The sequence below is a fragment of the Streptomyces sp. B8-7 genome (assembly GCF_058833805.1).
Map to the genome: position 1 here is coordinate 1,030,002 of NZ_JBYRRL010000003.1, position 24,206 is coordinate 1,054,207.

The 24,206-nt window shown below is 74.1% G+C and carries 25 protein-coding genes and 1 pseudogene; 10 read left to right on the top strand and 16 right to left on the bottom strand.

Annotation, left to right across the window (positions count from 1 at the left end; genetic code table 11):
* Positions 1 to 56: 56 nt before the first annotated feature.
* The 3 genes and pseudogenes from AC5K6T_RS19625 to AC5K6T_RS19635 all read right to left on the bottom strand — a co-directional run.
* A pseudogene (locus AC5K6T_RS19625) lies at positions 57 to 575 on the bottom strand (IS3 family transposase); the annotation flags it as partial.
* A 185-nt stretch (positions 576 to 760) separates the two neighbouring features.
* A complete protein-coding gene (locus AC5K6T_RS19630) occupies positions 761 to 1,636 on the bottom strand; it encodes an undecaprenyl-diphosphate phosphatase (protein ID WP_493210710.1) in 876 nt (291 codons plus the stop codon).
* Positions 1,637 to 1,991: 355 nt separating this feature from the next.
* Positions 1,992 to 2,756 (bottom strand): TVP38/TMEM64 family protein, encoded by a 765-nt coding sequence (locus tag AC5K6T_RS19635; RefSeq protein ID WP_493210885.1) that lies wholly within the window; start codon positions 2,754 to 2,756, stop codon positions 1,992 to 1,994.
* Between the two features lie 532 nt (positions 2,757 to 3,288).
* On the opposite strand from AC5K6T_RS19635, the gene AC5K6T_RS19640 reads away from it, so the two are divergent.
* The 3 genes from AC5K6T_RS19640 (at position 3,289) to lnt (ending at position 6,119) form a co-directional block, all read left to right on the top strand.
* Positions 3,289 to 3,492, top strand: coding sequence for a hypothetical protein (locus tag AC5K6T_RS19640; RefSeq protein ID WP_493210895.1), 204 nt, complete (start codon positions 3,289 to 3,291; stop codon positions 3,490 to 3,492).
* Between the two features lie 302 nt (positions 3,493 to 3,794).
* On the top strand, positions 3,795 to 4,274 hold the full coding sequence (locus AC5K6T_RS19645; protein ID WP_493210712.1) for a nuclear transport factor 2 family protein: 480 nt from the start codon (positions 3,795 to 3,797) through the stop codon (positions 4,272 to 4,274).
* An 81-nt stretch (positions 4,275 to 4,355) separates the two neighbouring features.
* Complete coding sequence (lnt, locus tag AC5K6T_RS19650) at positions 4,356 to 6,119, top strand: apolipoprotein N-acyltransferase (RefSeq protein ID WP_493210713.1); 1,764 nt, start codon at positions 4,356 to 4,358, stop codon at positions 6,117 to 6,119.
* Here the strand turns inward: lnt and AC5K6T_RS19655 are convergent.
* Entirely contained in the window at positions 6,037 to 6,948 is a 912-nt protein-coding gene (locus AC5K6T_RS19655) for a Gfo/Idh/MocA family protein (RefSeq protein WP_493210715.1), read from the bottom strand. The genes lnt and AC5K6T_RS19655 overlap by 83 nt on opposite strands.
* Before the next feature lie 321 nt (positions 6,949 to 7,269).
* On the opposite strand from AC5K6T_RS19655, the gene AC5K6T_RS19660 reads away from it, so the two are divergent.
* Together AC5K6T_RS19660 and AC5K6T_RS19665 are read left to right on the top strand one after the other, a co-directional pair.
* Positions 7,270 to 7,782: a DinB family protein gene (locus tag AC5K6T_RS19660; protein WP_493210717.1), complete on the top strand. Its 513-nt coding sequence runs from the start codon at positions 7,270 to 7,272 to the stop codon at positions 7,780 to 7,782.
* A gap of 362 nt (positions 7,783 to 8,144) precedes the next feature.
* Positions 8,145 to 8,705, top strand: coding sequence for a hypothetical protein (locus AC5K6T_RS19665; protein WP_493210719.1), 561 nt, complete (start codon positions 8,145 to 8,147; stop codon positions 8,703 to 8,705).
* Positions 8,706 to 8,837: 132 nt separating this feature from the next.
* Here the strand turns inward: AC5K6T_RS19665 and AC5K6T_RS19670 are convergent, their stop codons facing one another.
* The 7 genes from AC5K6T_RS19670 to AC5K6T_RS19700 form a co-directional block, all read right to left on the bottom strand.
* Positions 8,838 to 9,365 (bottom strand): hypothetical protein, encoded by a 528-nt coding sequence (locus AC5K6T_RS19670; RefSeq protein ID WP_493210721.1) that lies wholly within the window; start codon positions 9,363 to 9,365, stop codon positions 8,838 to 8,840.
* A gap of 371 nt (positions 9,366 to 9,736) precedes the next feature.
* Positions 9,737 to 10,420: a uracil-DNA glycosylase gene (gene ung / locus AC5K6T_RS19675; protein WP_493210723.1), complete on the bottom strand. Its 684-nt coding sequence runs from the start codon at positions 10,418 to 10,420 to the stop codon at positions 9,737 to 9,739.
* A 176-nt stretch (positions 10,421 to 10,596) separates the two neighbouring features.
* Positions 10,597 to 12,174, bottom strand: coding sequence for an ABC transporter substrate-binding protein (locus tag AC5K6T_RS19680; protein WP_493210724.1), 1,578 nt, complete (start codon positions 12,172 to 12,174; stop codon positions 10,597 to 10,599).
* 262 nt (positions 12,175 to 12,436) lie between these two features.
* Positions 12,437 to 13,189 carry an SDR family oxidoreductase gene (locus tag AC5K6T_RS19685; RefSeq protein WP_493210726.1) on the bottom strand — a complete coding sequence of 251 codons (753 nt, stop codon included), beginning with the start codon at positions 13,187 to 13,189 and terminating at the stop codon, positions 12,437 to 12,439.
* A 17-nt stretch (positions 13,190 to 13,206) separates the two neighbouring features.
* Positions 13,207 to 13,968, bottom strand: coding sequence for a 3-oxoacyl-ACP reductase FabG (gene fabG / locus AC5K6T_RS19690; protein ID WP_493210727.1), 762 nt, complete (start codon positions 13,966 to 13,968; stop codon positions 13,207 to 13,209).
* Positions 13,969 to 14,124: 156 nt separating this feature from the next.
* Positions 14,125 to 14,559 carry a DUF3037 domain-containing protein gene (locus AC5K6T_RS19695; protein WP_493210887.1) on the bottom strand — a complete coding sequence of 145 codons (435 nt, stop codon included), beginning with the start codon at positions 14,557 to 14,559 and terminating at the stop codon, positions 14,125 to 14,127.
* 11 nt (positions 14,560 to 14,570) lie between these two features.
* Complete coding sequence (locus AC5K6T_RS19700; RefSeq protein WP_493210728.1) at positions 14,571 to 15,326, bottom strand: HipA family kinase; 756 nt, start codon at positions 15,324 to 15,326, stop codon at positions 14,571 to 14,573.
* A gap of 609 nt (positions 15,327 to 15,935) precedes the next feature.
* Here AC5K6T_RS19700 and AC5K6T_RS19705 point away from each other — a divergent pair.
* Positions 15,936 to 16,370, top strand: coding sequence for a Rieske (2Fe-2S) protein (locus AC5K6T_RS19705; RefSeq protein ID WP_493210729.1), 435 nt, complete (start codon positions 15,936 to 15,938; stop codon positions 16,368 to 16,370).
* Here the strand turns inward: AC5K6T_RS19705 and AC5K6T_RS19710 are convergent.
* Positions 16,357 to 17,016, bottom strand: coding sequence for a cysteine hydrolase family protein (locus AC5K6T_RS19710; protein ID WP_493210731.1), 660 nt, complete (start codon positions 17,014 to 17,016; stop codon positions 16,357 to 16,359). The genes AC5K6T_RS19705 and AC5K6T_RS19710 overlap by 14 nt on opposite strands.
* A 121-nt stretch (positions 17,017 to 17,137) precedes the next feature.
* Here AC5K6T_RS19710 and AC5K6T_RS19715 point away from each other — a divergent pair, with 121 nt between their 5' ends.
* Positions 17,138 to 17,623: a pyridoxamine 5'-phosphate oxidase family protein gene (locus tag AC5K6T_RS19715; protein ID WP_493210733.1), complete on the top strand. Its 486-nt coding sequence runs from the start codon at positions 17,138 to 17,140 to the stop codon at positions 17,621 to 17,623.
* Here AC5K6T_RS19715 and AC5K6T_RS19720 read toward each other — a convergent pair.
* On the bottom strand, positions 17,586 to 18,527 hold the full coding sequence (locus AC5K6T_RS19720) for a LysR family transcriptional regulator (protein ID WP_493210734.1): 942 nt from the start codon (positions 18,525 to 18,527) through the stop codon (positions 17,586 to 17,588). The genes AC5K6T_RS19715 and AC5K6T_RS19720 overlap by 38 nt on opposite strands.
* 74 nt (positions 18,528 to 18,601) lie before the next feature.
* On the opposite strand from AC5K6T_RS19720, the gene AC5K6T_RS19725 reads away from it, so the two are divergent.
* Entirely contained in the window at positions 18,602 to 19,693 is a 1,092-nt protein-coding gene (locus AC5K6T_RS19725; RefSeq protein WP_493210736.1) for a DMT family transporter, read from the top strand.
* Between the two features lie 92 nt (positions 19,694 to 19,785).
* Here AC5K6T_RS19725 and AC5K6T_RS19730 read toward each other — a convergent pair whose 3' ends face one another.
* A complete protein-coding gene (locus AC5K6T_RS19730) occupies positions 19,786 to 21,117 on the bottom strand; it encodes an aminotransferase class I/II-fold pyridoxal phosphate-dependent enzyme (protein ID WP_493210737.1) in 1,332 nt (443 codons plus the stop codon).
* A 35-nt stretch (positions 21,118 to 21,152) separates the two neighbouring features.
* Between AC5K6T_RS19730 and AC5K6T_RS19735 the strand changes: the two genes are divergently transcribed.
* Positions 21,153 to 21,836, top strand: a complete 684-nt coding sequence (locus AC5K6T_RS19735; RefSeq protein ID WP_493210738.1) for a pyridoxamine 5'-phosphate oxidase family protein — start codon at positions 21,153 to 21,155, stop codon at positions 21,834 to 21,836.
* A 218-nt stretch (positions 21,837 to 22,054) separates the two neighbouring features.
* Here AC5K6T_RS19735 and AC5K6T_RS19740 read toward each other — a convergent pair whose 3' ends face one another.
* Together AC5K6T_RS19740 and AC5K6T_RS19745 are read right to left on the bottom strand one after the other, a co-directional pair.
* The gene (locus AC5K6T_RS19740; RefSeq protein WP_493210740.1) at positions 22,055 to 22,381 is read right to left on the bottom strand and encodes a DUF6422 family protein; all 327 of its coding nucleotides are present in this window, start codon (positions 22,379 to 22,381) and stop codon (positions 22,055 to 22,057) included.
* A 349-nt stretch (positions 22,382 to 22,730) separates the two neighbouring features.
* Positions 22,731 to 23,207: a hypothetical protein gene (locus AC5K6T_RS19745; protein ID WP_493210742.1), complete on the bottom strand. Its 477-nt coding sequence runs from the start codon at positions 23,205 to 23,207 to the stop codon at positions 22,731 to 22,733.
* A 319-nt stretch (positions 23,208 to 23,526) separates the two neighbouring features.
* Here AC5K6T_RS19745 and AC5K6T_RS19750 point away from each other — a divergent pair, with 319 nt between their 5' ends.
* Positions 23,527 to 24,195 carry a hypothetical protein gene (locus tag AC5K6T_RS19750; protein WP_493210744.1) on the top strand — a complete coding sequence of 223 codons (669 nt, stop codon included), beginning with the start codon at positions 23,527 to 23,529 and terminating at the stop codon, positions 24,193 to 24,195.
* The last annotated feature ends 11 nt before the right edge of the window (positions 24,196 to 24,206 follow it).

Below are 24,206 nucleotides of genomic sequence, written 5' to 3' on the forward strand. Positions count from 1 at the left end.
TGTGGACGGGGGTGGTCGGCTCGGTGGCCTCGGGAGGTCGCTGGCGCCGGGCACGGTGCGGTCAGGAAATCGCGCCAGGTCGGGCCGGTGCGGCGTGGGGCCGGGTCGAGGCCGGCGGCGTTGAGGATCTTCCACACGGTGGAGGAGGCAATGGGGTGCCCGAGCCGGGCGAGTTCTCCTTGGATTCTCCGGTGCCCCCACCGCGGGTTCTCGTGTGCCAGTTGCCGCACCAGGCGCTTGAGGGCGGCCGCGGTGGGCGGGCGACCGGTGCGTGCGCGCCGCGCGCTGTAGTCCCACTTCGCAGCGATCAGCTGGCGATGCCAGGCCGGCAGCGTGCCTGGGGTGACAGGGAAGGCCCGGCTCCAGCGGTGACGGGGTACCAGGGCGGACAGCGCCGCAAACCACAGCCGGTCGGAGGGCTCGTAGCGAACCTGGGTCTTCAACTGCCGCCGCAGCACGGCGTTCTCGTGCCGCAGCACCAGCACCTCTGCGTCCTTCGCCGTGTCACGGCGCAGCAGCACGCCGGGGACGGACAGCAGCCTGCGGGCCACCTTGTACAGCAGCGAGACGATCACCGGGTCATCCTGCCAGCCGCAGCCGATCACGGCTCCGACGTGCAGCGACGACTTTACGGGCCCCACAGGGGCGTGTCCCGCCCCCCGGTGGGTGATGAGTGGGAGACAAGTGGGAGATGATCATGGCGCGGTGCTGCAATCAGACGCTAGGGAATGCTTGATAGCGCTACTTGTGTGGCCCGGTTTCAGCCGCCGGATTCGGCCGCGTGCGGGCTCAGCACGCCCGCGGTCACCAGCAGGATCAGGACGATGCCGAGGGCGATGCGGTACCAGACGAAGGGCATGAAGCTCTTGGTGGAGATGTACTTCATGAACCAGGCGATGACCGCGTACCCGGACACGAAGGCGATGATCGTGGCGAAGATCGTCGGGCCCCAGGAGACGTGGTCGGACTCCATGGCGTCCTTCAGCTCGAACAGGCCCGAGGCGAGCACCGCGGGGATGGCGAGCAGGAACGAGTAGCGGGCGGCCGACTCGCGCTGATAGCCCATGAAGAGGCCGCCGGAGATGGTGGCGCCGGAGCGGGAGACACCGGGGATGAGGGCGCAGGCCTGGCAGAGGCCGTAGACGAGGCCGTCGCGCACGCCGAGGTCCTTCAGGGTCTTGCGGGTCCGCGCCGCCCGGTGCCGGCCGCCGGTCTCGTCGCGCGCGGCCAGCCGGTCGGCGACGCCCATGATCACACCGACCACGATCAGCATCGTCGCGGTGATCCGCAGGTCGCGGAAGGGGCCCTCGATCTGGTCCTTGAGGGTCAGGCCGAGCACGCCGATCGGGATCGAGCCGACGATCACCAGCCAGCCGATCTGGGCGTCGTGGTCGTGGCGCCACGCCTTGTCGTACAGCGACCTCGTCCACGCCGCGAGGATGCGGCCGATGTCCTTGCGGAAGTAGATCAGCACCGCCGTCTCCGTGCCGATCTGGGTGATCGCGGTGAACGCCGCTCCCGGGTCCTCCCAGCCGGAGAAGGCCGCGGTCAGCCGCAGGTGCGCGCTGGAGGACACGGGGAGGAACTCGGTCAGCCCCTGGACGAGTCCGAGGATGAGTGATTCGAACCAAGACATGAAGTTACGGAGTCCAAGTGCCGATCGTGCAACGGGCGACGGACGCACCGGACCCCGCGCGGGCGGAGGTCGGGTGCGTTGAGGGGCAGCGTAGCGCCCCATGACGGGGCGCCCTGACGCCGGGGGCGTCCAGATGATCGTCGGACGAACGGGCGGCACTGCGGCCTCCGCGCGGGCCGCACCGGCGGGCGAGACCGGGACGCGGCGGCCCCGGCCGGTCCGGATGCGGCCGGCCGGTCCGGAGCCTCGCGTGACGTCGCCCCCAAGCCCCGGGGCCCGGGGGCGGGCCCTCCGACGCGCCGCCCGCCGGGTCACCGGGCCGTCGTGGCCGGCCCCGCCGCACGGCTGCCGCCGCTCACCGCCCGCGCAGCCGGTGCCGCCTGCGCCAGGCCACCACGAGCCCCGCCGACGCCGGTACGGCGATGCAGGCCAGGGCGGCGAGGAAGGCGGGGGAGGCCGGGGCGCCGGCCCGGGCGCCCGCGACCGCGTAGGCGGCCGTGTTCGGGACCGATCCGAGCCCCGTCGCCAGCAGGAACGGCGCCAGGCCCGTCCGGGACACCGCGGCACAGTAGTTCGCCGCCTGGAACGGCACTCCGGGGAACAGCCGCACGGCCAGCACGGAACGGAAGCCGTGCCGGCTGAGCTGCCCGTCCAGGGAGGTCAGGAGCCGGCCCCGCAGCAGCGGTCGCAGCGCGTCCTGGCCCAGCATCCGCCCGAGGCAGAAGGAGGTCCCCGCCCCGAGCACGGTGCCGGCCACCGCCGCCGCCAGGCCCAGCTGGGCACCGAACAGCGCCCCGGAGGCGAGGTTGAGCAGGGGCCTGGGCACGAACGCCACCGTGCACAGACCGTACGCCGCCGCGAACACCGCGGCGGCCGCGAGACCGCCGAGATGCGGCGGCCACCCGTCGGCCAGCAGGCGCTGCGGCTCGAACAGCAGCACGGCTGTCACAGCGCCCCCCAGCACCGCCACGAGCAGCGAGAACCGGGACCACGGCGACAGCAGCACCCGCGCACAGCGCCCCGCGAGTCCGGCGACGGCCGGGAAGGGCACGGACTCCCCCACGGCGGCCGGCCCGGCGGCGGCCACCGGCCCGGCCGGGGCCGGCTCCGCCACGAGCAGCCCCGCGGCGGCCCGACCCTCGGCGGGTGGCGGATCAGCGGTGGCGAGCGCGGGCACGGCCACGGGCGCGGGCCCGGGCACGGAGGAGGACACGGACGCGGCGGCCGTACGCCCCGGGCGGTTGGTGGCAGCGAGCGGCATCCGGTGACCCTAACCGACAACCGGATGTGATCGCCGTATGGTTCACCTCATGACCGTCACCGGCGACGGCCCGGCCCCGGTGCCCCCTAGCACACCGGCGGACACCCTCCCGGACCGGCTCACCGACGTCTTCCCGGCCGGGCCCTGCGCGAGTTCGCGCGGACCGGCTCCGGCCCGGTGCGTGCCTTCGTCTCCCGCCGGGGCCACCGCTTCGCCCCGCCGACGGTCCGGGAGGCCCTGAAGCACCTCGGCACCTGACGTCCCGCACCGCGCTTCCGGGCGGCCCGGCCGGAGAGCACGGCGGGCGGGCGGGCGCGGGCCTGGCCGATCTCTGCCGCTCGCGTAGTCGGCCGGTAGCGCTCCGTCAGCGCTTGCCCCTAGGCTTGCCGCCATGTCCCCCGGTTCCGAGACCGTCCGTGGTCCCGTGCGCTCCGCTCCCGCCTCCCGGCGCTCCGCCGACGAGGTCAACGAGCGCATCCGCGCGCTGTGGCGGCGCGCCGGGGGCTCGCTCACGGCCCAACAGCGGGCGGAGTACGAGCTGTTGGTCGTCGAATGGGCCGAGGCAGTCCGCGGCGAGGTGGTCGAGGCCGCCTGACGCCGGCCCCTCGTGGACCCCGGACGAGGCGTCCCCGGACGTGGCGTCGCCGGGGGTACCGCACGGCGCCCGGCGCACCGTGCCCGACGTCGGATCGAGACCGGGCCGAGGCCGGGTCGAGGCCGGGTCGAGGAAGAGGCCAGGCCGGGGCGAGACTCCGTCGCAGTCCGCTCGGGAACCACTCGCAGCCGCCGAGCGGATCCGCGCCGCCCCGACCGCACCGCGGCCGCCGGAGTGCGGCCGACCGGACGAAATCCCGCACTCCTCTTGGCTCTCCGTCCCTCACCCGTGACACTGAGTCGATGACGCAGCGCATGGAGCTCGCGACCGTGGTGGACCGGCTGGCCGTGGACGAACTGATCACCGGCTACGCGATCGCCGTCGACGACGGGGACTGGGAGGCGTACCGGGCGCTGTTCGCGCCGGACGGAAGGGTCGACTACCGGTCGGCCGGCGGGGTCCAGGGGCGGGCGGCGGACGCCGCCGCGTGGCTCGCCGAGACCCTGCGGGTGTTTCCGGTGCGCCAGCACCTCATCGTCAACCGGCGGGTGCGGTTCGAGGTGCTGGAACGGGACACCGGAGACACCGCCCTCGTACAGGCCGACTACCTCAACCCCCTGAGCAGGGCCGGCGGCGGCTCGGCGGAGCCCGACCTGGTGTGCGGCGGCCGGTACGCGTTCGCACTGGTCCGGACGTACGACGGATGGCGGATGAGGGAGGTGGTCGTCCGTGAGAAGTGGCGGCGCCTGGCCGGCCGCTCCGCGTCTCCCGCGATCAGCTGAGCCGGCCCGCGCCCGGTGTGCGGCCCCGCCCGGGAACACCGCCGGGTGAGAACGGAGGCTGCACCGGGGTAGGAGGGTCGTATGGGGACGTTCGGACGGTGGCTCACCTCCCCCTGGCGGAGATCGGTGCTGGCCGCGCTCGCCGGGGCGCTGCCCGTGCTCGCCTTCCCCGCTCCGGCCCTGTGGTGGTGCGCGCCCGTCGCGCTGGTCCCGTGGATGCTGCTCACGCGCACCGCGCCGACCGCGCCGAGAGCGGCGTACGACGGCTGGGCGGGCGGCTTCGGCTTCATGCTGGCCGTGCACCACTGGCTGCTGCCGAACCTGCACGTGTTCACGTTCGTCGTGGCGGCCCTGCTGGGCGCGCTGTGGGCTCCGTGGGGGCTGCTGGTGCGGCGCTTCCTGGCGGGCCGTCCCGGGCCCGGCCGGGTGGCCGGCGCGCTGCTCGTGCTGCCCTCGGCATGGCTGGCGGTGGAACTGGTGCGGTCCTGGGAGGGGCTGGGCGGGCCCTGGGGCATGCTCGGGGCCAGTCAGTGGCAGGTGGCGCCCGCGCTGCGGCTGGCGTCGGTGGGCGGCGTGTGGCTGCTGAGCCTGCTGCTGGTGGCGGTGAACACGGCCGTCGCCGCGCTGGTCGTGGGCACGGCCCGGCTGCCCGCGTCCACCTCACGGCCCGCCCCCGCCACCGCTCCGGCTCCGGCTCCGGCTCCGGCTCCGGCTCCGGCTCCGGCTCCGGCTCCGGCTCCGGCCACGATGACCAGTGCCGCGGCCGCGTCGGCCGCCGCCCCGGCCGCGTCGGCCACGCCGGCCCCGCCCACCGCGGCGCGGCCCGGGCCGGCCGCGGTGCCCGCGCTGGCCGCGCTGCTCTCGACGGCCGCCGTCACCTCGGCCGCCTGGGTGTGGGCTCCCACCCCGGATCCCGCCGGCCGGGTGCGTATCGCGGTCGTCCAGCCCGGTGTGGTCCAGGGCGACGGCAGCGGCGACCGCCGCTTCGATCGCGAGGAGCGGCTCACCCGCGCGCTCGCCGACCGGTCCCCGGACCTGGTCGTCTGGGGCGAGAGCAGTGTCGGCTTCGACCTGGGCGACCGGCCCGACCTGGCCGCACGGCTCGCCGAACTGTCCCGGGCGACGGGCGCCGACGTCCTGGTCAACGTGGACGCGCGCCGCTCCGACCGGCCCGGCATCTACAAGAGTTCCGTCCTGGTCGGCCCCGACGGCCCCACCGGTGACCGCTACGACAAGATGCGCCTGGTGCCCTTCGGCGAGTACGTCCCGGCCCGCGCGCTGCTCGGCTGGGCCACGTCGGTGGGCGAGGCCGCGGGTGAGGACCGGCGGCGCGGCACGGAGCAGGTGGTGATGGACGTGGCGGGGCTGCGGATCGGCCCGATGGTGTGCTTCGAGTCGGCGTTCCCGGACCTGAGCCGCGCCCTGGTCCGCGACGGCGCCGAGGTGCTCGTCGCCCAGTCGGCGACCTCGACGTTCCAGCAGAGCTGGGCGCCGTCCCAGCACGCCTCCCTGGCCGCGCTGCGCGCCGCCGAGACCGGCCGTCCGATGGTGCACGCGACGCTGACCGGGGTGTCCGCGGTGTACGGCCCGGACGGCAGCCCCGTCGGCGCGAGGCTGGGGACCGCGGCGAGCGCGGGCCGGGTGTACGAGGTGCCGCTGGCCTCCGGGACCACGCCGTACGTCCGCTTCGGCGACTGGCCGGTGTACGCGGCGCTGCTGGTGCTGGGCGCGCTGGGCGCGGCGGACGGTACGCGGGCCCTGCTCAGGCCGCGGGCGAGTGCTCCCGGACCGCGTGCACGACCCGCTCGCACACCTCGTGAGTCGCCAGCGCGTCCCGCGCGCTGAGCACCCGGCCCGCGCGGACCGAGTCGAGGAAGCCGAGCACGGCCCCCTCGATGCCGCGCTGCCGGGCCACCGGCACCCAGTCGCCGCGCCGCCGCACCGTCGGCTGGCCCTTGTGGTCGATCACCTCGGCCAGGTTGAGCACCTGCCGCTTGGTGTCCTGCCCGGAGACCTCCAGGATCTCCTCGTTCGACCCGCTGAGCCGGTTCATCACGCCGAGTGCGGTGAAGCCGTCGCCGGAGAGCTGGAGCACCACGTGGTGCAGCAACCCGTCCACCACCCGTGCGCGGACCGTGATGTCGTCGACCGGGCCGGGCACCAGGAAGCGCAGGGTGTCGACGACGTGGATGAAGTCGTCGAGGATCATCCCCCGGGCCTCCTCGGGCAGCCCGACGCGGTTCTTCTGCATGAGGATCAGCTCGCGCGGGTGCTCGGCGCACTGCGCGTACGCGGGCGCCCAGCGCCGGTTGAAGCCGACCGCGAGGGACACGCCACGCTCCTCGGCGAGCTCCACCAGCCTTTCGGACTCCGCGAGTTCGTACGCCAGCGGCTTGTCCACGTACGTCGGTACACCCGCCGCCAGCAGCCGGCTGACGATCTCGGGGTGGACCGCGGTGGGCGCGTGCACGAACGCGGCGTCGAGGTCCGCCGCGAGCAGCCCGTCGAGGTCCCGGTGGCGCTGCCCGGCCGACAGGTGCAGACCGTCACCGACCGCGTCGAGGGTGGCCGCGGTGCGGGTCTGCAGATGCAGCTCCACCCCGGGCAGCGCCCCGAGCACCGGCAGATACGCCTTCTGCGCGATGTCGCCCAGTCCGATGCAGCCGACCTTCACAGACACTCCTTCGACGCCGGCCCGGCGCTCGACGGGCGCCGGCCCTCCTGCCCGGCAGCATACGGCGCGCACCCCGGCGGCACCGGCCCGGACCGGGGCGGACCGGGGCAGGGCGGACCGGGGCGGACCGGACCGGGGCAGGGCGGACCGGGGCGGGGCAGGGCGGACCGGGGGCGGACCGGGGCGGGCGCCCGGCACGCCCGCCCGCATCGGCCGGCGCCCGGAGTCGGGGAGCGCCGCCCGGTGCCGTCCTGTCCGTCCCGTTCCTGCTGCGCGGAAAATCGACTGGTCGCCGGGCGGCGGCCGCGCGATCATGAGGGCATGACGAGCCTGCGGGACCTGCCCGCCCCGGACGCCCCCGAGCGCACCATGCTGGAGGGCTGGCTGGACTGCCACCGCGGCACTCTCGCCCGCAAGTGCGCCGGTCTCACCGACGCGCAGTTGCGCACGCCCTCGGCTCCGCCGTCCGACCTGACGCTGATGGGGCTGGTGCGGCACATGGCGGACGTGGAGCGGACCTGGTTCCGGGCCGTCCTGACCGACGACTCCCCCGGCCCCCTCCACCACAGCGACGAGGACCCCGACGCCGAGTTCCACCTCACCGAGGCCGACACCTGGCAGGAGGCGCACACCGCCTGGCAGACCGAGATCGAGGCCGCCCGCCGCAACGCGGCCCGGTTCGGCCTGGACGACCTCTCGCACGGGCACACCCGGCACGGCGACGCCCGTTACAGCCTCCGCTGGATCTACACGCACATGATCGAGGAGTACGCCCGCCACAACGGCCACGCCGACCTCATCCGCGAACGCATCGACGGGGCCACCGGCTACTGACCCCGCCGTCGCGCCACGCCGCCGTGAGCGGCCGACGCGTCGCGTGCAGCCGGCCCGGATCCCCTCGGGGCGCGACCGGGGACACTGCCGGCGCACCTCACCGCGGGCGGCCGGGCGTCACTCCCGGCCATCCTCTCCGCGGGGCGCCCCGCACCACCTCCGGCCCGTCTCACCGCGGGCCCCCGGCCACCGGCGGCGGCCGGCCGCACGACCGGCCCGCGCCTCCTTCACCTCCGAGGCCGGCGCCGCACGTCACCCGCCGGGCCGGCGTGCCCTCCGTACGGGGCCGGAGATCACCCGTGCGGGGCATCCTGCGCCTGTCCGCTGTCCCGGGAGGGGGCCGAGCCACCAGAGTGGCGCGGGTGCATCGAACGACGACGACCGCAACGCTCCTGGTGACCGTGGCCGTCACGGCCCTGTCCGGCTGTGTGACGGTCCAGCGCCCGCCGGTCCCCGGGTCGCCGACGGCCCCGTCCCGGCCGTCCCGGCCGTCCGAGCCGTCGCTGCCCCGCCCGGACGGGCACGGCGAGCCGCAGGTCGTGCAGGCGCCGGCCCGGGAGGCATTGGAGCTGGCCGGGCGCCGCAGCCCCTCGGCGGCACCGCCCCCGTCGTCCGCGCAGCACGGCCCCGCCGCGGAGTCCGGGCCGGCTGCCCGCGACGCGTCGGCCGCGTCCCCGGACGCGCCGGGCGCCCGGCAGCCCGGTCGGCCCGGCTCGATCCCCCGCTCCGGAGACCGGCACCACCCGCACCGTCCCCCGCACCCCCAGCACCCTCCGCACCCGGACGCGCCCGGTGTGACGGTCCCCGACGTGTCGGGCGCCGTCGGCGGGAGCCCCGACGTGTGCGCCCTCGGCAGGACGTACGGCGGCTGGCCGGCGGACAGCCCGCAGGCGGCCGTCTGCGAGCAGGCCTACGGCCGCTGACCCGGCCACGGGGCCGGCGGGCGGAGGCCGGGTTCGAGCGAGCCCGAGCCCGAGGACGCCTGCGCCAGAGGGTGCCGGCGCCAGAGGCTGCCGGCCGGCCGCCGGGCCGGCACCGAAGCGCCCCTGCGCCCCCTACGGCCACTGTCGCGGCGGCCCCCACGGTTCCCTCGCGGGTCCGTCCCCGCGCTGCTCGTCCAGTCGTCGCTCCAGCCGGCCGATGGCCGCGCGGACGCCCGCGCCGTAGCCGTCGTCGGCGAGAGACTCCGCCGCGTCGCGGGCCCGCCTCAGGTGGCTGCGCGCGGCGCCGGGGCGGCCCAGTCCGGCGTAGTCGGCGGCGACGCTGAGATGCAGGGACGGGTACAGAGCCCGTACGGCGGGAACCCCCTCGTGGGCGGCGAGCCGGTCGTCGGTGAGCTCCTCCGCGGCGGTGAGGGCCCGCAGGTCCCAGGCGAGTTCGGCGTCGGGGTCGTCCTGGGTGTCGGCCAGGTAGTGGGCGAGGGTGCAGCGGTGCAGCGGGTCGCCGTCCTCGCCGAGCTCCGCCCACAGCGTGAGGAAGCGCCCCCGGGCCTCCTCGCGGTCGCCCGCGTGGTGCAGCATCACCACCTGGCCGATCCGCGTCATGACGGCGTCCGGTGCCGTCCGTCCCTGTCGCTCCGTCATCAGACCACCCTCCGCGGCCGCTCCAGTCGTCTGCCCGGCACGGGGCGCTCGCCCTGCGCGCCCGCCGTGTCCCGGCTCTGCGAACGCTGGTGCCGCGGCAGGCGACGTCCGCCCCGCCGCGGCACCCGGCACGCACGCGCGCCGCACCGCCCGCAGGCCCGAGCACGTCCCGTACGAGGGCTTCCGGCCGGCAGGCCGGGGGCACGCCCGGCAGGCCGGGGGCACGCCCGGCAGGCCGGGAGCTCGCACCCCACGCCGCTCCTCGACGGGCGAACGCCGCCTGCCGCGACACTAACCGCCGGGCCCGCCGATCCCCGCCAGGCGGGTCCGTACGGCATCCTCGCGCTCCGGACGCGCCCGCGCCGCGGCCGTCAGCCGAGGTCGGGGATGCGCCAGTCGATCGGCGTGTGGCCCTGGGCGGCGACCGCCTCGTCGATCTGCGTGAAGGGGCGCGAGCCGAAGAACTTCTTCGCGGACAGCGGAGAGGGGTGGGCGCCCTTCACCACGACGTGCCGGGAGGTGTCGATCAGCGGCAGCTTCTTCTGGGCGTAGTTGCCCCACAGCACGAACACCGCGGGGTCGGGCCGGTCGGCCACCGCGCGGATCACGGCGTCGGTGAACCGCTCCCAGCCCTTGCCCTTGTGCGAGTTGGCCTCGCCGGAGCGGACCGTGAGCACGGCGTTGAGGAGCAGCACGCCCTGCCGGGCCCAGGGCATCAGGTAGCCGTTGTCCGGGACGGGCAGGTCGAGTTCGTCGCGCAGCTCCTTGTAGATGTTGCGCAGCGAGGGGGGTGTCTTCACGCCCGGCCGTACCGAGAAGCACAGGCCGTGGCCCTGGCCCTCGCCGTGGTACGGGTCCTGTCCGAGGACGAGGACCTTCACCTCGTCGAAGCCGGTCGCCTCCAGCGCGGCGAACACCTCCTCGCGCGGCGGGTAGACGGGCCCCTTCGCCCGTTCCTCCTCGACGAACTCCATCAGCTCCTTGAAGTAGGGCTGCTGGAGCTCGTCGCCCAGGACCCCGCGCCAGGACTCGGGCAGCACGGCGATGTCGGTCACGTCAACTTCCTCACGGTGTGCGGTCGGTTCCGGGTGGCCCGGATCGTGCAGGACTCAGAACCTACCGCCGCCCACTGACAGCGGCCCCGGCAGCGCCGCGCACCCCGTCGTGGGGGCGGACGCCGCCGGGGCCGGGGGCCGCCGGTCGTACGCGTCGGCCGTACGCCGTACGCCGTCTACCAGCTCGTCTTCCGGGACAGCTCCCACATCAGCATGATCGTCGACGGGTCGAGGGCCCGTGCCGCGCCGGCGATCTCCTCGCTGGCCGCGATGTACTGCCGGCCCTGCCACAGCGGCAGCAGCCGCGCGTCCTCGACGAGGATCCGCTGGGCCGCCTCGAAGTCCCGTACGACCTGTCCGCGGTCGCTCTCCCGCCGGGAGCGGGGCAGCAGGGTGCCGGTGATCTCGGGCGCCGGGTAGGGCGTGCCGAGGGCGTTCTGGTCGCCGACGAAGGGCGCGACGAAGTTGTCCGGGTCGGGGAAGTCGGGGGACCAGCCGCGGCCGAACACCGGGTACTCGCCGTTCTGGTAGCCCTCGACGTAGGTCTTCCACGGACGGCTCTTGAGGGTGATCTTGAACAGGCCGGAGGCCTCCAGCTGCCGCTTGAGCTCCTTGAAGAGCACGGACGTCTCGGAGCCGTAGCGGTCGGTGGTGTACCAGAGGGTGAGCGGGACGGTCTCGGTGATGCCCGCTTCGGCCAGGATCTCGGCGGCCTTCTTGGTGGAGGGGTCGCCGTAGTCGTCGAAGAAGCCCGTGGTGTGGCCGGTCACGCCGGTGGGGACCATGGAGTACAGCGGGTCCACGGTGTCCTGGTAGATCTTGTGGGCGATCGCCGGGCGGTCGACGATCTGCGCGACGGCCTTGCGCACGGCGGGCTTGCCGGCCCAGCTGTCCTTGGGGTTGAACACCAGGTAGTTGATGTTGGCGCCGGTGCCCTCCACCAGCTGGAGGTCGTCGTCGGCCTTCTTGCTCTGCAGGTCGACGACGTCGTCGGCGGCGAGTCCGCGGTAGGTGAGGTCGATCTGGTGGTCGCGCAGGGCCTGCACCATGGCGGCCGACTCCTGGAAGTAGCGGATCGTCACCGCGTTGTTGCGCAGCTCCGCGGCGCCCTTGTAGCGCTCGTTGCGGACGAGGACGGCCTTGTCGTTCTCGGTGTAGGACTCCAGCGTGTAGGGGCCGGAGCCGTCGACGTGGCCGTCCTCGCGCAGGGAGTCGGACGGGTAGGCGCTGGGGTCCACGATCGACAGGGCGGGCGTGGCGAGAACGAACGGGAACGTGGCGTCCGGGGTGTTGAGACGGAAGGTGATCTCGCGGTCACCGCGGGTCTCGACGCTCTCCAGGCTGCCGAGCAGGCCGGCCGGGCCCGTCGGTGCCTCGATCTTCAGGATGCGGTCGATGGAGTACTTGACGGCCTCGGCGTCCAGTGCGGCACCGCCGGAGAAGTGCAGCCCGTCCTGCAGGGTGCAGCGGTAGGTGGTGTTGGAGGTGTCCGTGAAGGCACACTCCTCGGCCGCGTCGGGCTGGGGGGTGATGGCGCCGCCGGGATAGCTGAGCAGGGTCTGGTAGACGTTGCGGAACAGCTCCCAGGAGCCGTCCCAGGAAGCGGCCGGATCCAACGTGCTGGGGGCACTGGTGGTCCCCACCACGATCGGGCCCTGGTCGTCGCCGCCGCCGGTGAACAGGCTGCATCCGGTCGCCAGGGATATGGACGCGATCGCCGCGACACTCCGCAGGCATCGGTTCCGGTTGAACACGCGCACGCTCCTCGATCTGCCATACCAAGGGTCGGCAGACCCTACCGCAGCGTCCGCGCCGGTTGGACCGGTCGTCCACAACGTAATTGAACCGTTCAACGACGACTACGTTGTCGGCTCCCGGCACCTGACCACTACGGCACCTTTGCGCGCTATGTACCACGACAAGGGCGCCGTTTCCGTCAACGGGAATGCGTCACAGTCGACGCCCCCGAGGGGAAACGGCGCCCGGGTGTCTCACCTGGCGGCCGGGGTCAGCATCTCAGGCGACGCCGGCGTTGAGGAAGATGCCGCCGTCCACGACGAGCGTCTGCCCGGTGACCCAGGCGGACTGCTCGGAGGTGAGGAACGCGGTGGCGCCGCCGATGTCGGAGGGGACACCGAGCCGGCCCAGCGGGTAGGCCGCGGCGGCCTCCGCCTCCCGGCCCTCGTACAGGGCCTGGGCGAACTTGGTCTTCACCACGGCCGGGGCGATGGCGTTGACCCGCACCTGCGGAGCGTACTCGTGGGCGAGCTGCACGGTCAGGTTGATCATCGCGGCCTTGCTGATGCCGTAGGCACCGATGAAGGGCGAGGGCGACAGGCCCGCGACGGAGGCGATGTTCACGATCGTGCCGCCGTTGTCCTTCTGCCAGGCGTGCCAGGTCTTCTGGGCGAACCCGAGCGCCGAGACCACGTTGGTCTCGAACACCTTGCGCGCCACGTCGAGGTCGAGGTCGGCGATCGGGCCGAACACCGGGTTGGTGCCGGCGTTGTTGACCAGGTGGTCGACGCGGCCGAAGGCCTCCATGGTGCGCTCGACGGCGACGGCCTGGTGGGCCTCGTCGTGCGCCTTGCCGGGGACGCCGATGGCGCGGTCGGGGCCGAGCCGTTCCACGGCCTCCTTCAGCGCGTCCTCGTTGCGCCCGGTGATGCAGACGCGGTCGCCGCGTGCGACGAGCGCCTCGGCCACGCCGTAGCCGATGCCTCGGCTGCCGCCGGTGATCAGAGCGACCTTGCCGGAGAGTTCAGTCATGTCCGTCTTCCTGATCGTCAGTCGAGCGGGCCACCGGCGACGTACAGCACCTGGCCGGAGACGAAGCCGGCCGCGTCGCCCGTGAAGAAGGCGACGGCGTTGGCGATGTCGTCCGGCTCGCCGACGCGCTGCACGGGGATCATCGAGGCGGCCGCGGCCTTGAAGTCCTCGAAGCCCATACCGACGCGGTCCGCGGTGGCGGCGGTCATGTCGGTGGCGATGAAGCCGGGGGCCACGGCGTTGGCGGTGATGCCGAACTTGCCGAGTTCCTTGGCGAGGGTCTTGGTGAAGCCCTGGAGGCCGGCCTTGGCGGCCGAGTAGTTGGCCTGGCCGCGGTTGCCGAGGGCGGAGGACGAGGAGAGGTTGACGACGCGGCCGAACCCGGCGTCGACCATGTGCTTCTGCACCGCCCGGGTCATCAGGAACGAGCCGCGCAGGTGCACGTTCATGACGGTGTCCCAGTCGGACACGCTCATCTTGAACAGCAGGTTGTCGCGCAGCACGCCCGCGTTGTTGACCAGGATCGTGGGTCCGCCCAGCTCCTCGGTGACGCGCGCGACGGCGGCCTCGACCTGCGCCTCGTCGGAGACGTCGGCGCCGACGGCCACGGCCCGGCCGCCTCCGGCGGTGATCTTCTCCACGGTGTCCTTGCAGGCGGCCTCGTCGAGGTCGATCACCGCGACCGCGCGGCCCTCGGCCGCGAGCCGGACGGCCGTGGCCGCGCCGATGCCGCGGGCACCGCCGGTGACCAGTGCGACCCGCTGCTCAGTGGTGGACATGACTGGATCTCCTCGCCCTTGAGAGAACATGACATGCGGTGAGCGACCGCTTAGTACCTTCAGCAGTCGAGACGCTAGAAGCCATGACACTCCGTGTCAACGCCACCCGGCCCCGTGTGATCCATCACCCGCCGGACGTCGGGCGGCACAGGCGGGTCATCGCACCAGCAGGTCGAGCAGGCGTTCCGCCTCGGCGGCCGGGTCGGTGGTGAGGCCGCAGTGGACGGGGCCGGGCTGCACCACGGTGGAGCGGGGCGCCACCAGCCAGCGGAAGCGGCGGCCGGCGTCCTCGGACGCGGCCTGCCCCGCGGCGGCGCCCCCGCCGCACACGGCCTCCACGGCGTGCAGCGCGGCCCGCACCCCCGCCAGGTCCGCCCGCGGGTCCAGGGCGAGCAGCCGGGCCTCGTCGAGATGGGTGCGGGCGCCGACGTAGGACCGGGCACGGCAGTAGAGGAGCACGCCGGCGTTGATGCACTCGCCGCGTTCCACGCGGGGGACCACGCGCAGCAGGGCGTACTCGAAGACGTCGCGGTCGCCGCCCTGCCCGGCCCGGGTGAAATGGCGCTCGGTGACGTGCCCGGCGACGTTGATCCGGCTGTCGCTCACCTGATTCCCCCGATACGTTCGTGGATCACCGCGGCGCGGGCCAGCAGAGGCTCGGTGTAGGCCCGCCGCAGGGCGTCGGCGGAGTCGAAGCCGGGCTCGCCGGCGAGCCACGACTCGGGGATCTCGGCGGCGACCTCGGCCAGCAGGTCCTCGGTGACGGCGGGGGCCAGTGCGGCGGCGGCCGCGGCCACGTCGGGCGCGAAGGAGGCCAGCGCGTGGTCGGTGGCGTCGTAGGGACGGGCGGCGGACGCCGGGGCGGCGGGCCAGTTGTGCTGCCAGATCATGGTCGCGCCGTGGTCGATCAGCCACAACTCGCCGTCGTGCACGAGCAGGTTGGGGTTGCGCCAGGAGCGGTCGACGTTGTTCACCAGGGCGTCGAACCAGACGACACGGCCCGCCTCCTCGGCCCCCACGGGGAAGGCCAGCGGGTCGAAGCCCAGGGCGCCGGAGAGGAAGGCCATGCCCAGGTTGGTGCCGCCACTGGTCCTGAGCAGGTCCTGCACCTGCTGCTCGGGTTCGCCGATGCCGAGCAGCGGGTCCACCTCGACCGTGGCCAGGCGGGGCACCCGGAAGCCGAGCCGGCGGGCCAGTTCGCCCACGACGACCTCGGCGACGAGGGACTTGCGGCCCTGCCCGGCGGAGCGGAACTTCAGGACGTAGGCCTCCCGGTCGTCGCCCTCGACCAGGCCCGGCAGCGAGCCGCCCTCGCGCAGGGGCGTGACGAACCGGGTCGCGATCACTTCCTTGAGCATCGCCCCAGGTTACCGGGGCGTCCCCGGGCGTCCGGGACGCGGTACGGCGGGCGGCGCGGTACGTTCGGGTGACGAGGCGCGCGGCGGCTGAACCGCGGCGCCGCGCGGGCCGTACCTCTGTACGGAACGGACGGGACCACGGAGCGAGGTGACCGGCACGGTCCGAGGCAGTCACCACGGTCCGGCGCGGTCACCACGGTCCGGCGGGGTCGTCACCGTTCGGCGGGATCACCCCGCCCGGAACTGTCACGGCGGCCCGCCGGGACCGCCATGGGCCCGTGCGGACATTACAGTTCGACATGATTCGACACGGTTCGACACAGTTCGACATGGCTTCGACCAGGTCCGAAGGGGTCACCACGGTTCGGGCGGGACGCCGTCCCGCCCGGCGGGCATCGCCGGCACCGCCCGGTGCGCACCGCCGGGGCGGCACTCGGTGCCCGACGCGGCACGACCCGCAGGACCCGCAGGACCCGCAGGACCCGCAGGACCCGCAGGACCCGCAGGACCCGCAACGACGCGTACAGCCCGTACGACGGAGCAGACCAGGCACGAGCGCGCGGCACGGGACACCGGCGGCGCGGCGACGACAGTGAGGGGAACGGCGGCATGACCAGCGAACCGGTGGAGCGCGCGACCGGCCCGGACGAGCACGCGACGGGACCGGCCCGGCGCACCGTCCTCGCGGCGACGGGCGCGGCGGGAGTGGCCGTGGCCCTGACCGCGTGCGGCGGGAGCGGCGACTCGGCTCCCGCGGGGACCGTGCTCGGCAGCACCTCCGAGGTGCCCGAGGGCGGCGGGAAGGTGTTCGCGGACGCGGGAGTGGTGGTGACGCAGCCGTCGGCCGGCGAGTTCAAGGCGTTCTCCTCCGTCTGCACCCACCAGCACTGCACGGTGAAGGACGTCGCGGACGGGGTGATCAGCTGCCCCTGCCACGGCAGCCAGTTCAGCGCGGCGGACGGCAGCGTGCGCAAGGGCCCGGCGACGAAGCCGCTGCCCGCCGAGCAGATCACCGTGTCCGGCGAGACCATCACCCTGGCCTGAACACAGCCTCCCGGCGCGGCCGTCCGAGGTGGTCGAGCACGTCGTCGGTGGTGGTGAGGGTCGCCACCAGGGCGAGCGTGTGCCGGACCATCGCCGCCGTGTACTCGGCGGGCACCCCGGCGATCGCGTCGGTGGGCACCACGGCGGTGTAGCCGAGGTTCACCGCGTCGAACACCGCGTTGGGGACGGCCACGTTGGCCGAGACGCCGGTGACGATCAGGGTGCGGCAGCCGAGGTTGCGCAGCACGGCGTCGGCCCCGGTGCCGTGCAGCGGCGACAGTCCGTGCAGCCGGCTCAGGACCAGGTCCGCCTCCCCCACCCCGATCGGCGGGGCGACCCGCACCGCGGCGGTGCCGGCCGTCTGCCGCACGGGCAGCCGTTCCGCGGCCCGGAACAGGCGCGCGTTGCGGCTGGCCCCGCGTCCGTCCGGGCGGCGTTCGGCGACCGCGTGGACCACCTGGACACCGCTGCCGTGCGCCGCGGCCACCAGCCGGGCGATACGGTCGAGCACACCGGACTCCCGCGCCGCACGGGCCAGTTCGGGCAGCGCCGGGTCGGGTCCCACCACGCCCCGCTGGCACTCCACGGTGAGCAGCGCGGTCGTGGCGGGGTCCAGGATCTCGCGCAGGACGCCGTACCCCGTCATGTCGCTCCCCCTTGCCCGAGGCGGTCCGGCGGGCGAGGGTAGCGGCCGTTGCGTGCGGGCGGAAGACGGACCATGCTCTCCTTTGACGCAGCGTCACCCACGCACGGCCGGAGGGGATCTCATGAGCGCAGCCAGGCCGACGCCCGCGACCCAGCGCCGCGGCCGGAGGATCATGATGACGCCCGAGGAGACCGACGCCTTCCTAGCCGCCGAGCGCACCTGCCGGGTCGCGACCGTGTCCGCGGACGGCGCCCCGCACGTCAGCCCGCTGTGGTTCGTGTGGGACGGCACCGCGCTGTGGCTCTACTCCCTCGTGCGCAGCAGGCGCTTCGCCGAACTGCGTCGCGATCCGCGGGTGGCCGTCACCGTCGACGCCGGGCACGAGTACGGCGAGCTGCGCGGTGTGGAGCTGTCCGGCAGGGCCGAGGTGGTCGGCGAGGTGCCGCGCACCGGGCTGGAGCAGCCCGGACTCGCCGCGGTGGAGGGGCTGTTCGCCCGCAAGTACTTCGCGGTCGAGCAGCTCCCGCACGACGGACGGCACGCGTGGCTGCGGCTGGTGCCGGACGCCGTCACGTCGTGGGACTTCCGGAAGCCGGCGCCGCGGTAGGGGTCGCGACGCGCTCCCCCGCCGCGCGCAGGGCGCGGACCGCGGCCCGGATCGAGGGCCGCCGGTCGGCGTCGGCGCGCCACACCACGTACACGTGCCGCCGCACCCGCTGCCGCAGCGGCACGGTGACGACGCCCCCGGGCATCGGGTGGCGGCCGAGCAGCGGCGCGATGCACACTCCGAGGCCCGCGGCGACCAGCCCGAGCTGGGTGTGCGTCTCTCCGGCCCGGTGGCCGACGATCGGCTCGACGCCCCGGGAGCGCAGGGTGTACATCAGCCACTCGTGGCAGAACTCGCCCTGCGCCCAGGTGATCCACTCGTCCTCGGCGAACTCCCCGAGGTCCACCTCCTCGCGGTCTGCGAGCCGGTGTCCGGCCGGCATGGCCACGTCGGCGGGGTCGTCCAGGATGGGCGCCTTGACCAGCCCGTCCGGCAGCGGCATCGGCTTGTTGTACCAGTCGAGCACGACGGCGAGGTCGAGGTCGCCGCGTACCACGGCCCGGATGCCCTCCTCCGGCTCCAGTTCGCTGGAGCGCAGGCGCAGCCCGGGGTGTTCGGCGCGCAGGGCGGCGAGCGCGGTGGGGAAGAGTCCGCGGGCGGCGGTCGGGAACGCGGACAGCCGGAGCTCCCCGGCGACCTGCCCGCGCTGCGCCTCCAGGTCGGACTGGGCGAGCTGGACCTGCGACAGGATGAGGGCCGCGTGCTCGGCGAGCAGCCGGCCCGCGTCCGTGAGCCGCACGCCCCGCCCGTGCTTGGCGAGGAGCCGCTGCCCCACCTCCCGTTCCAGTTTGGCCAGTTGCTGCGAGACGGCCGAGGTGGTGATGTGCAGCCCGGCGGCGGCGCCGCTGACGGAGCCGTGCCGGGCGACGGCGTCGAGGGTGCGCAGGCGCTCCAGATTCAACATGTAAGCGATACTACGAGATACCTGGAGAGAAATCTCGCTTGTGCTACGAGATCGGCGGGCGGCACGCTGACGCCATGAGCACCGCCGGCACACACGGCCCGACCACCCCTCCCGCGCCCTCCGCGCCTTCCGCGCCTTCGGGACCAGCGGTTCCCCCGCCCCCTCCCACCCCCACCGGCTCACCGGCGTCCGCCGCCTCTGCCGCACCCGGCGCTCCGCGCCCCCGGCCCGGTTCCGACGTTCCCGCCGCTCCGTCACCGGCCCCCGCCCGCCGCACGCGCCGGCGCGTCCTCGACTGGCGGTTGCGCTTCGCCGCCCTCTCGCTGATCTGGGGCTGCAGCTTCCTGCTCATCAAGGTGGGGACGCAGGCCTACGCCCCCTTCCAGGTCACACTCGGGCGGCTGGCCTTCGGTACGGCCGTGCTGGCGGCGGCGATGGCGGTACGGCGCGAGCGGCTGCCGCGGGGGCTGCGGGTCTGGGCGCGTCTGGCGGTGGCCGCGTTCCTGCTGAACGCGCTGCCGTTCTCGCTGTTCGCCTACGCCGAGCTGACCATCCCCTCCACCCTGGCGGGCATCTGCAACGCGACGTCGCCGCTGTGGGGCATGGCACTGTCCCTGGTGGCCCTCTCCGAGGACCGGCCGACCCGCCTGAGGGTGGCCGGGCTCGGGGTCGGCTTCCTCGGCGTGCTGACGGTCCTCGGCGTCTGGCAGGGGTTCACCGGGCTGGACACCAGGGGCACGGTGCTGGCCCTGCTGGCCTCGCTGAGCTACCCGGTCGGCTGGATCTACGTCCGTCGTACGCTGGCCGGTGCCGGACCGTCCCACCTGTCGCTGACCGGCGCCCAGCTGCTGCTCGCCACACTGCAACTCGCGGTCGTGACACCGCTGTTCGCCTCGACGACGGTCCAGCTGTCCTTGGGCCCGCTGCTGGCGGTCGCCGCGCTCGGCACGCTCGGCACCGGCCTCGCCGTGCTGATCCAGTACGGCCTGGTCGCCGAAGTCGGCCCGACGACCGCGCAGATGGTCACCTACTTCATCCCCGTCGTCGCCACGGCCGCCGGAGTCACCCTGCTCGGCGAGTCGCTGACCTGGTCGACGCCGGTCGGCGCGGCGGTCGTACTGGCGGGCGCGGCCCTGACGCAGGCACGCCCCGGAGGACGCCGCTGAAAGGCCGTCACTCCCGCAAGCGGGTGGTGCCCCGGGGGCACGCAGGGAGCGCACGCGTCCCCGTTGCCCCGCCCTCGGTGTCCCGTCACCCTTCAGTCGTACCGGCGTTCGGGGGCCGTACCCGTCGCGGAGGCGACCGCGTCCGCCAGCGGCGCGACGTCGGCGGCGGTCAGGGACGAGACGGTGACCCGGATGCCGGGCGGTGACTTCAGCCGGAAGCGAGCGCCCGGCGCCACAGCCCAGCCGGCGTGCAGCAGGCGGGCGACCGCACCGGTCTCGTCCGGCACCGGCACCCACACGTTCATGCCGCTGCGGCCGTGCCCGGTGACACCCCGGGCCCCGAGCGCCGCGATCAGCGCGTCCCGGCGGCGCCCGTACGCGGCGGCCACGGCGGACGGGTCCACCGCGCCGCCCGACCACAGCGACACGACCGCGCGCTGCAGGATCCGGCTGACCCAGCCGGGCCCGAGCCGCTGGCGCCCACGGACCCGGCCGAGGGTGACGTCGTCCCCGGTGAGCACGGCGAGCCGCAGGTCGGGGCCGTAGGCCTTGGCGACGGAGCGGACCAGGACCCAGTGGCGGGTCGCCCCGGCCAGCGGGTGCAGGGGCTGGGCCACGATCCGGTGCCCGTGGTCGTCCTCGACGAGCAGCGTTCCCGGATGCTCCCCCAGCACGGCACGCAGGTCCCGCGCCCGGGCGGCGCCGATCGCGGCGCCGGTCGGGTTCTGCGCCCGGCAGGTGACGATGAGGGCTCGGGCACCCGCCTCCAGGGCGGCACGGACGTCCGACGGCCGGGGCCCCTCGTCGTCGACGGCGACCGGGTGCACGCGCAGCCCGAGCGCCGGGACGAGGTCGAGGACACTGCCCCAGCCGGGATCCTCCACGGCGACCGTGTCCCCGGGCCTGAGATGGGCGGCCAGCACGCGTTCGATGGCGTCCAGGGCTCCGGAGGTGACGGCCAGCGGTCCGTCCGGGACACCGTCGGCGGCCAGCTCCGCGCCTGCCAGGCGGGCCAGTTCCGGTTCGATCTCGGGGTCGCCGTAGAGGACGGGCTCCGCGTCGCCCCGGGCGGCGGCTTCGGCGAGGGCCGGGGCCAGCGGGGGCAGCAGGTCCCGGTCCGGATTGCCGCTCGCCATGTCGCGTACGCCCTCGGGCACCTCGACACGGGCGTACGCGCGGCCGCTCGTGGCGGGCTTGGGACGCACTCGACTTCCGCGCCGGCCGTGGGTCTCGATGACGCCTCGGTCGCGCAGAATGCGGTAGGCGGCGGCAACGGTGTTCGGGTTCACGCCGAGCCGTTCGGCCAACTCGCGCATGGGCGGCAGGAGTTCTCCGGGCTCCAGCGCACCGGCAGCCACCGCCCGCTCGACGCTCGCGGCGATCTCCGCTGCGCCCCGCCCTCGGATCCGATATTCTTCTAGCACAAACCTTATTATGCACTAGTGCAATGGAGAACGCGATGCAGGGGACCCAGCAGCCGACGGCGCCCGCCGCCTACTCGCCGACCGACCGGACCGTACCCACCCGTTCCGCGGAGCGCGCGGCCTACGACAAGGAGCTGGTGCACGCGATCCTCGACGAGGGGTACGTCTGCCACCTCGGCTTCGTCCGCGACGGCGCGCCCGTGGTGCTGCCGACGCTCTACGCCCGTGCCGGTGAACGGCTCTACGTGCACGGCTCCACCGGTTCGCGTCCGCTGCGGATGACCGGGCAGACCGGCCCGGGGCTGCCGGTGTGCCTGACGGTGACCCACGTCGACGCGCTCGTCCTGGCCCGCTCGGCGTTCCACCACTCGATCAACTACCGCTCCGTGGTGGTGCACGGTGCGGCCCACGACGTCACGGACCCGGAGGAGAAGCTGGCCGCGCTGGACGCGCTGGTGAACCACGTCGTACCGGGCCGCACCGCCGACTCGCGGCCCGCGAACAAGAAGGAGCTGGCCGCCACCGCGGTCATCCGTCTCGACCTGGACGAGGTCTCCGCCAAGCTCCGCACGGGCGGCGTGAACGACGATCCCGAGGACTACGACCTGCCCCACTGGGCGGGCCTCGTCCCGCTCCGCAAGGGCTACCACACCCCCCTCCCCGACGACCGCCTCACCCCCGGCACGGACCTGCCGGACTACCTGGCGGAGCTGGGCTGACGGTCGCCCGCGTGGCCACGGGCAGAGCTGCCGGACCGGGGCCTTCACGAGGGGCACCGGGCGTGGCGACCGCGACGGCTCCCGGTACAGCCGGCCAGGACTCGGGGACAGGGGACATCCGGGCGTCCCTTCGGCTGCACCCGCCGACCCGCTGCGCCCCCCCTGCGGGCCATGACCGCGGCGTTCGCCCGCGGCTGCACCCGGCAACCGGTGACGGGTCACGTCTCGACGTGCTCCGACGGCCGGTGCGAGCAGGGGACGAGGGGGTGCAAGGACCCTGGCCCCGTGTCGGGGACGCGGATCATGGTCATACAGGGCCCACCGTCCCCCTTGTAGCGCCCGCAGCCACAGCGGGGGTAGGGCGGAAAGGGCAGCTGCGCCATACACGGGCTTCCGAACCAGCCCGGGTCGGGGACCGGTTCCACCCCTGATCGCGCAAGGAGCTCCGCAGCCTCGCTCCGTGCGGTGATGACCAGGAGTGCGGCCTTCTCCCAGGCCTGCGACTGCTCATCGGTGAGAACGTCCTGATGGGGAAGATCCGACACTCTTTCACTCCTTGGAACAGGGGCGTGGTCCCGCCCGTCCTATCCCAGGCCCGACGTGCGTCCGACGCGGCGCGCGTGGCCGCCGACGGGCACCGGTCCGTCTTCAGGCGATCGGAGTACCGGGAGCCGGTCTTCGGCAGAGATCGACTCCATGCGTCCGCGCGCGTACGGTGCCCCGCCGGGCGGCCGTCCCGTCACAGGACGACCGGTGCCGAGAGCGCACGCGTACGGCTGCAGGGCCAACTGCGCTTTCCTGCGGAGTCGTTCGCCGTCGGCCCCGGACACCCGACGCCGGGGTCCGGAGAGGTCCTCCGGGGCGGCCCTGTGCATCCGTCCGGCCGCCCGCCCCTCAGCAGGGCGGGCGGACATCGTCCGGGGCTCCGCAGAGCTCGATCCCACGCTGGATGCCTGCCCGCCAGACCTCGCCCGGCGTGGTGACCCGGGCAGCGAGCCGCCAGTAGATCTCCAGCGCCTCCTCCTGTCCGGGGGGAGCCCAATGGCGCCGGGGCCTGGCCCGCGGGTACCGGTCACGCCAGTCGAGCAGAGCGGCGATCGCGTCGGCGGAGGTGTGCCAGCACGCGGCCCGGACGCGATTCTCCACATCAGCCGGGAGCCGCAGCGACAGCCTCTCGGGGAAGCCCCCGTCCCGCGACCCCGGCCATCTTCCGGGTCCCCGGGCCTCCTCGGGACAGTCCGGCCAGGGGCGGTCCCAGTCCCGCGCCTGCAGCTCGCGTCGCACCCCGAGAGCCGCCAGCCGGTCCAGCGAGTCGACCAGCTCGAAGCGGTCGCGGGCCGTGGCGACGTCCAGGCGCTGCAGAGCACGCACGGCCAGAGCCTCCCGCCGGCCGAGCCCGGAGACGTTCCAGCACTCACTCAGCAGACGTTCCGCGCGCAGACGCTTTTCCTGTGACAGCAGACGCTGCACTCTCACCCGGGTGCCGCACGGCAAGCACACCGTGACAGCCACAGCACCTCTCGCATGCATGCTCTGATCATTGCCTTGTTTGTCTGCAAGTTAAAAGTCACTGATATCCACCGGATCGGCAGAATCCTTTCAGCAGGCGGCCGTTCGAGTTTCGTGTGCACGATGAGCGTGGCCGCCGGCGCTCGGATTCCGGTCGGCCGACGAAAGAAAGGAGACGGGAATGACCAGACAACCGGAGATCAGGTCGGAGCAGTTGACGCTGCTGGGCAACGAGCAGGCGCTCAGGGAGTGGGACGCGCTCGGCGTCGACGAGGAACTGCAGGTGACCCAGCTCGTCGAGCAGGCGGCGGGCGTGGCCGGGGTGTCGCCGTCACAGGCGGCCGTCAGCAGCGCCAGCGGAATCGCCTACCGCGTCGAGTTCCTCCGCCCGGTGAAGGACCCCGAGACGGGCGCCACCGTGTCGGAGTTCGGCACGCAACTGCTGTTCGGCGCGCTCGAGAGCGGACACGGGCAGCAGATAGGCGTGATGGCCACCACCATGTCCGCCCTGGCACCGGCGGGGGCCGGAGCCGTGGCCGAGAACAAGGTGGTGAGGGCCCTTCAGCAGGAGCAGCCGGGCGACTGGGCGACCGCCACGGAGTACACCCTGGACGCGGCCGGCGGTCTCGTCGAGGCGGATGGTGTCTGGGACGCGTTCCGGGGCTGCCTCGGCGGCTGCGGCGGCCCGTGTCTGGCCGCCCTCACCAGCTGTCTCGGCGCGGGCGCGCTGCCCGCCGTCGCGGCCTGCGTCGCGGTCAGGTGCGGCGGCTGCGCCCTGCGGTGCGCGGCCTGCGTGGCGTGCGACTGCGGCTGGCTCTGCCGGATCGCCGTCGGTTGCTGTCACCGGTGAGACGGGAGCAC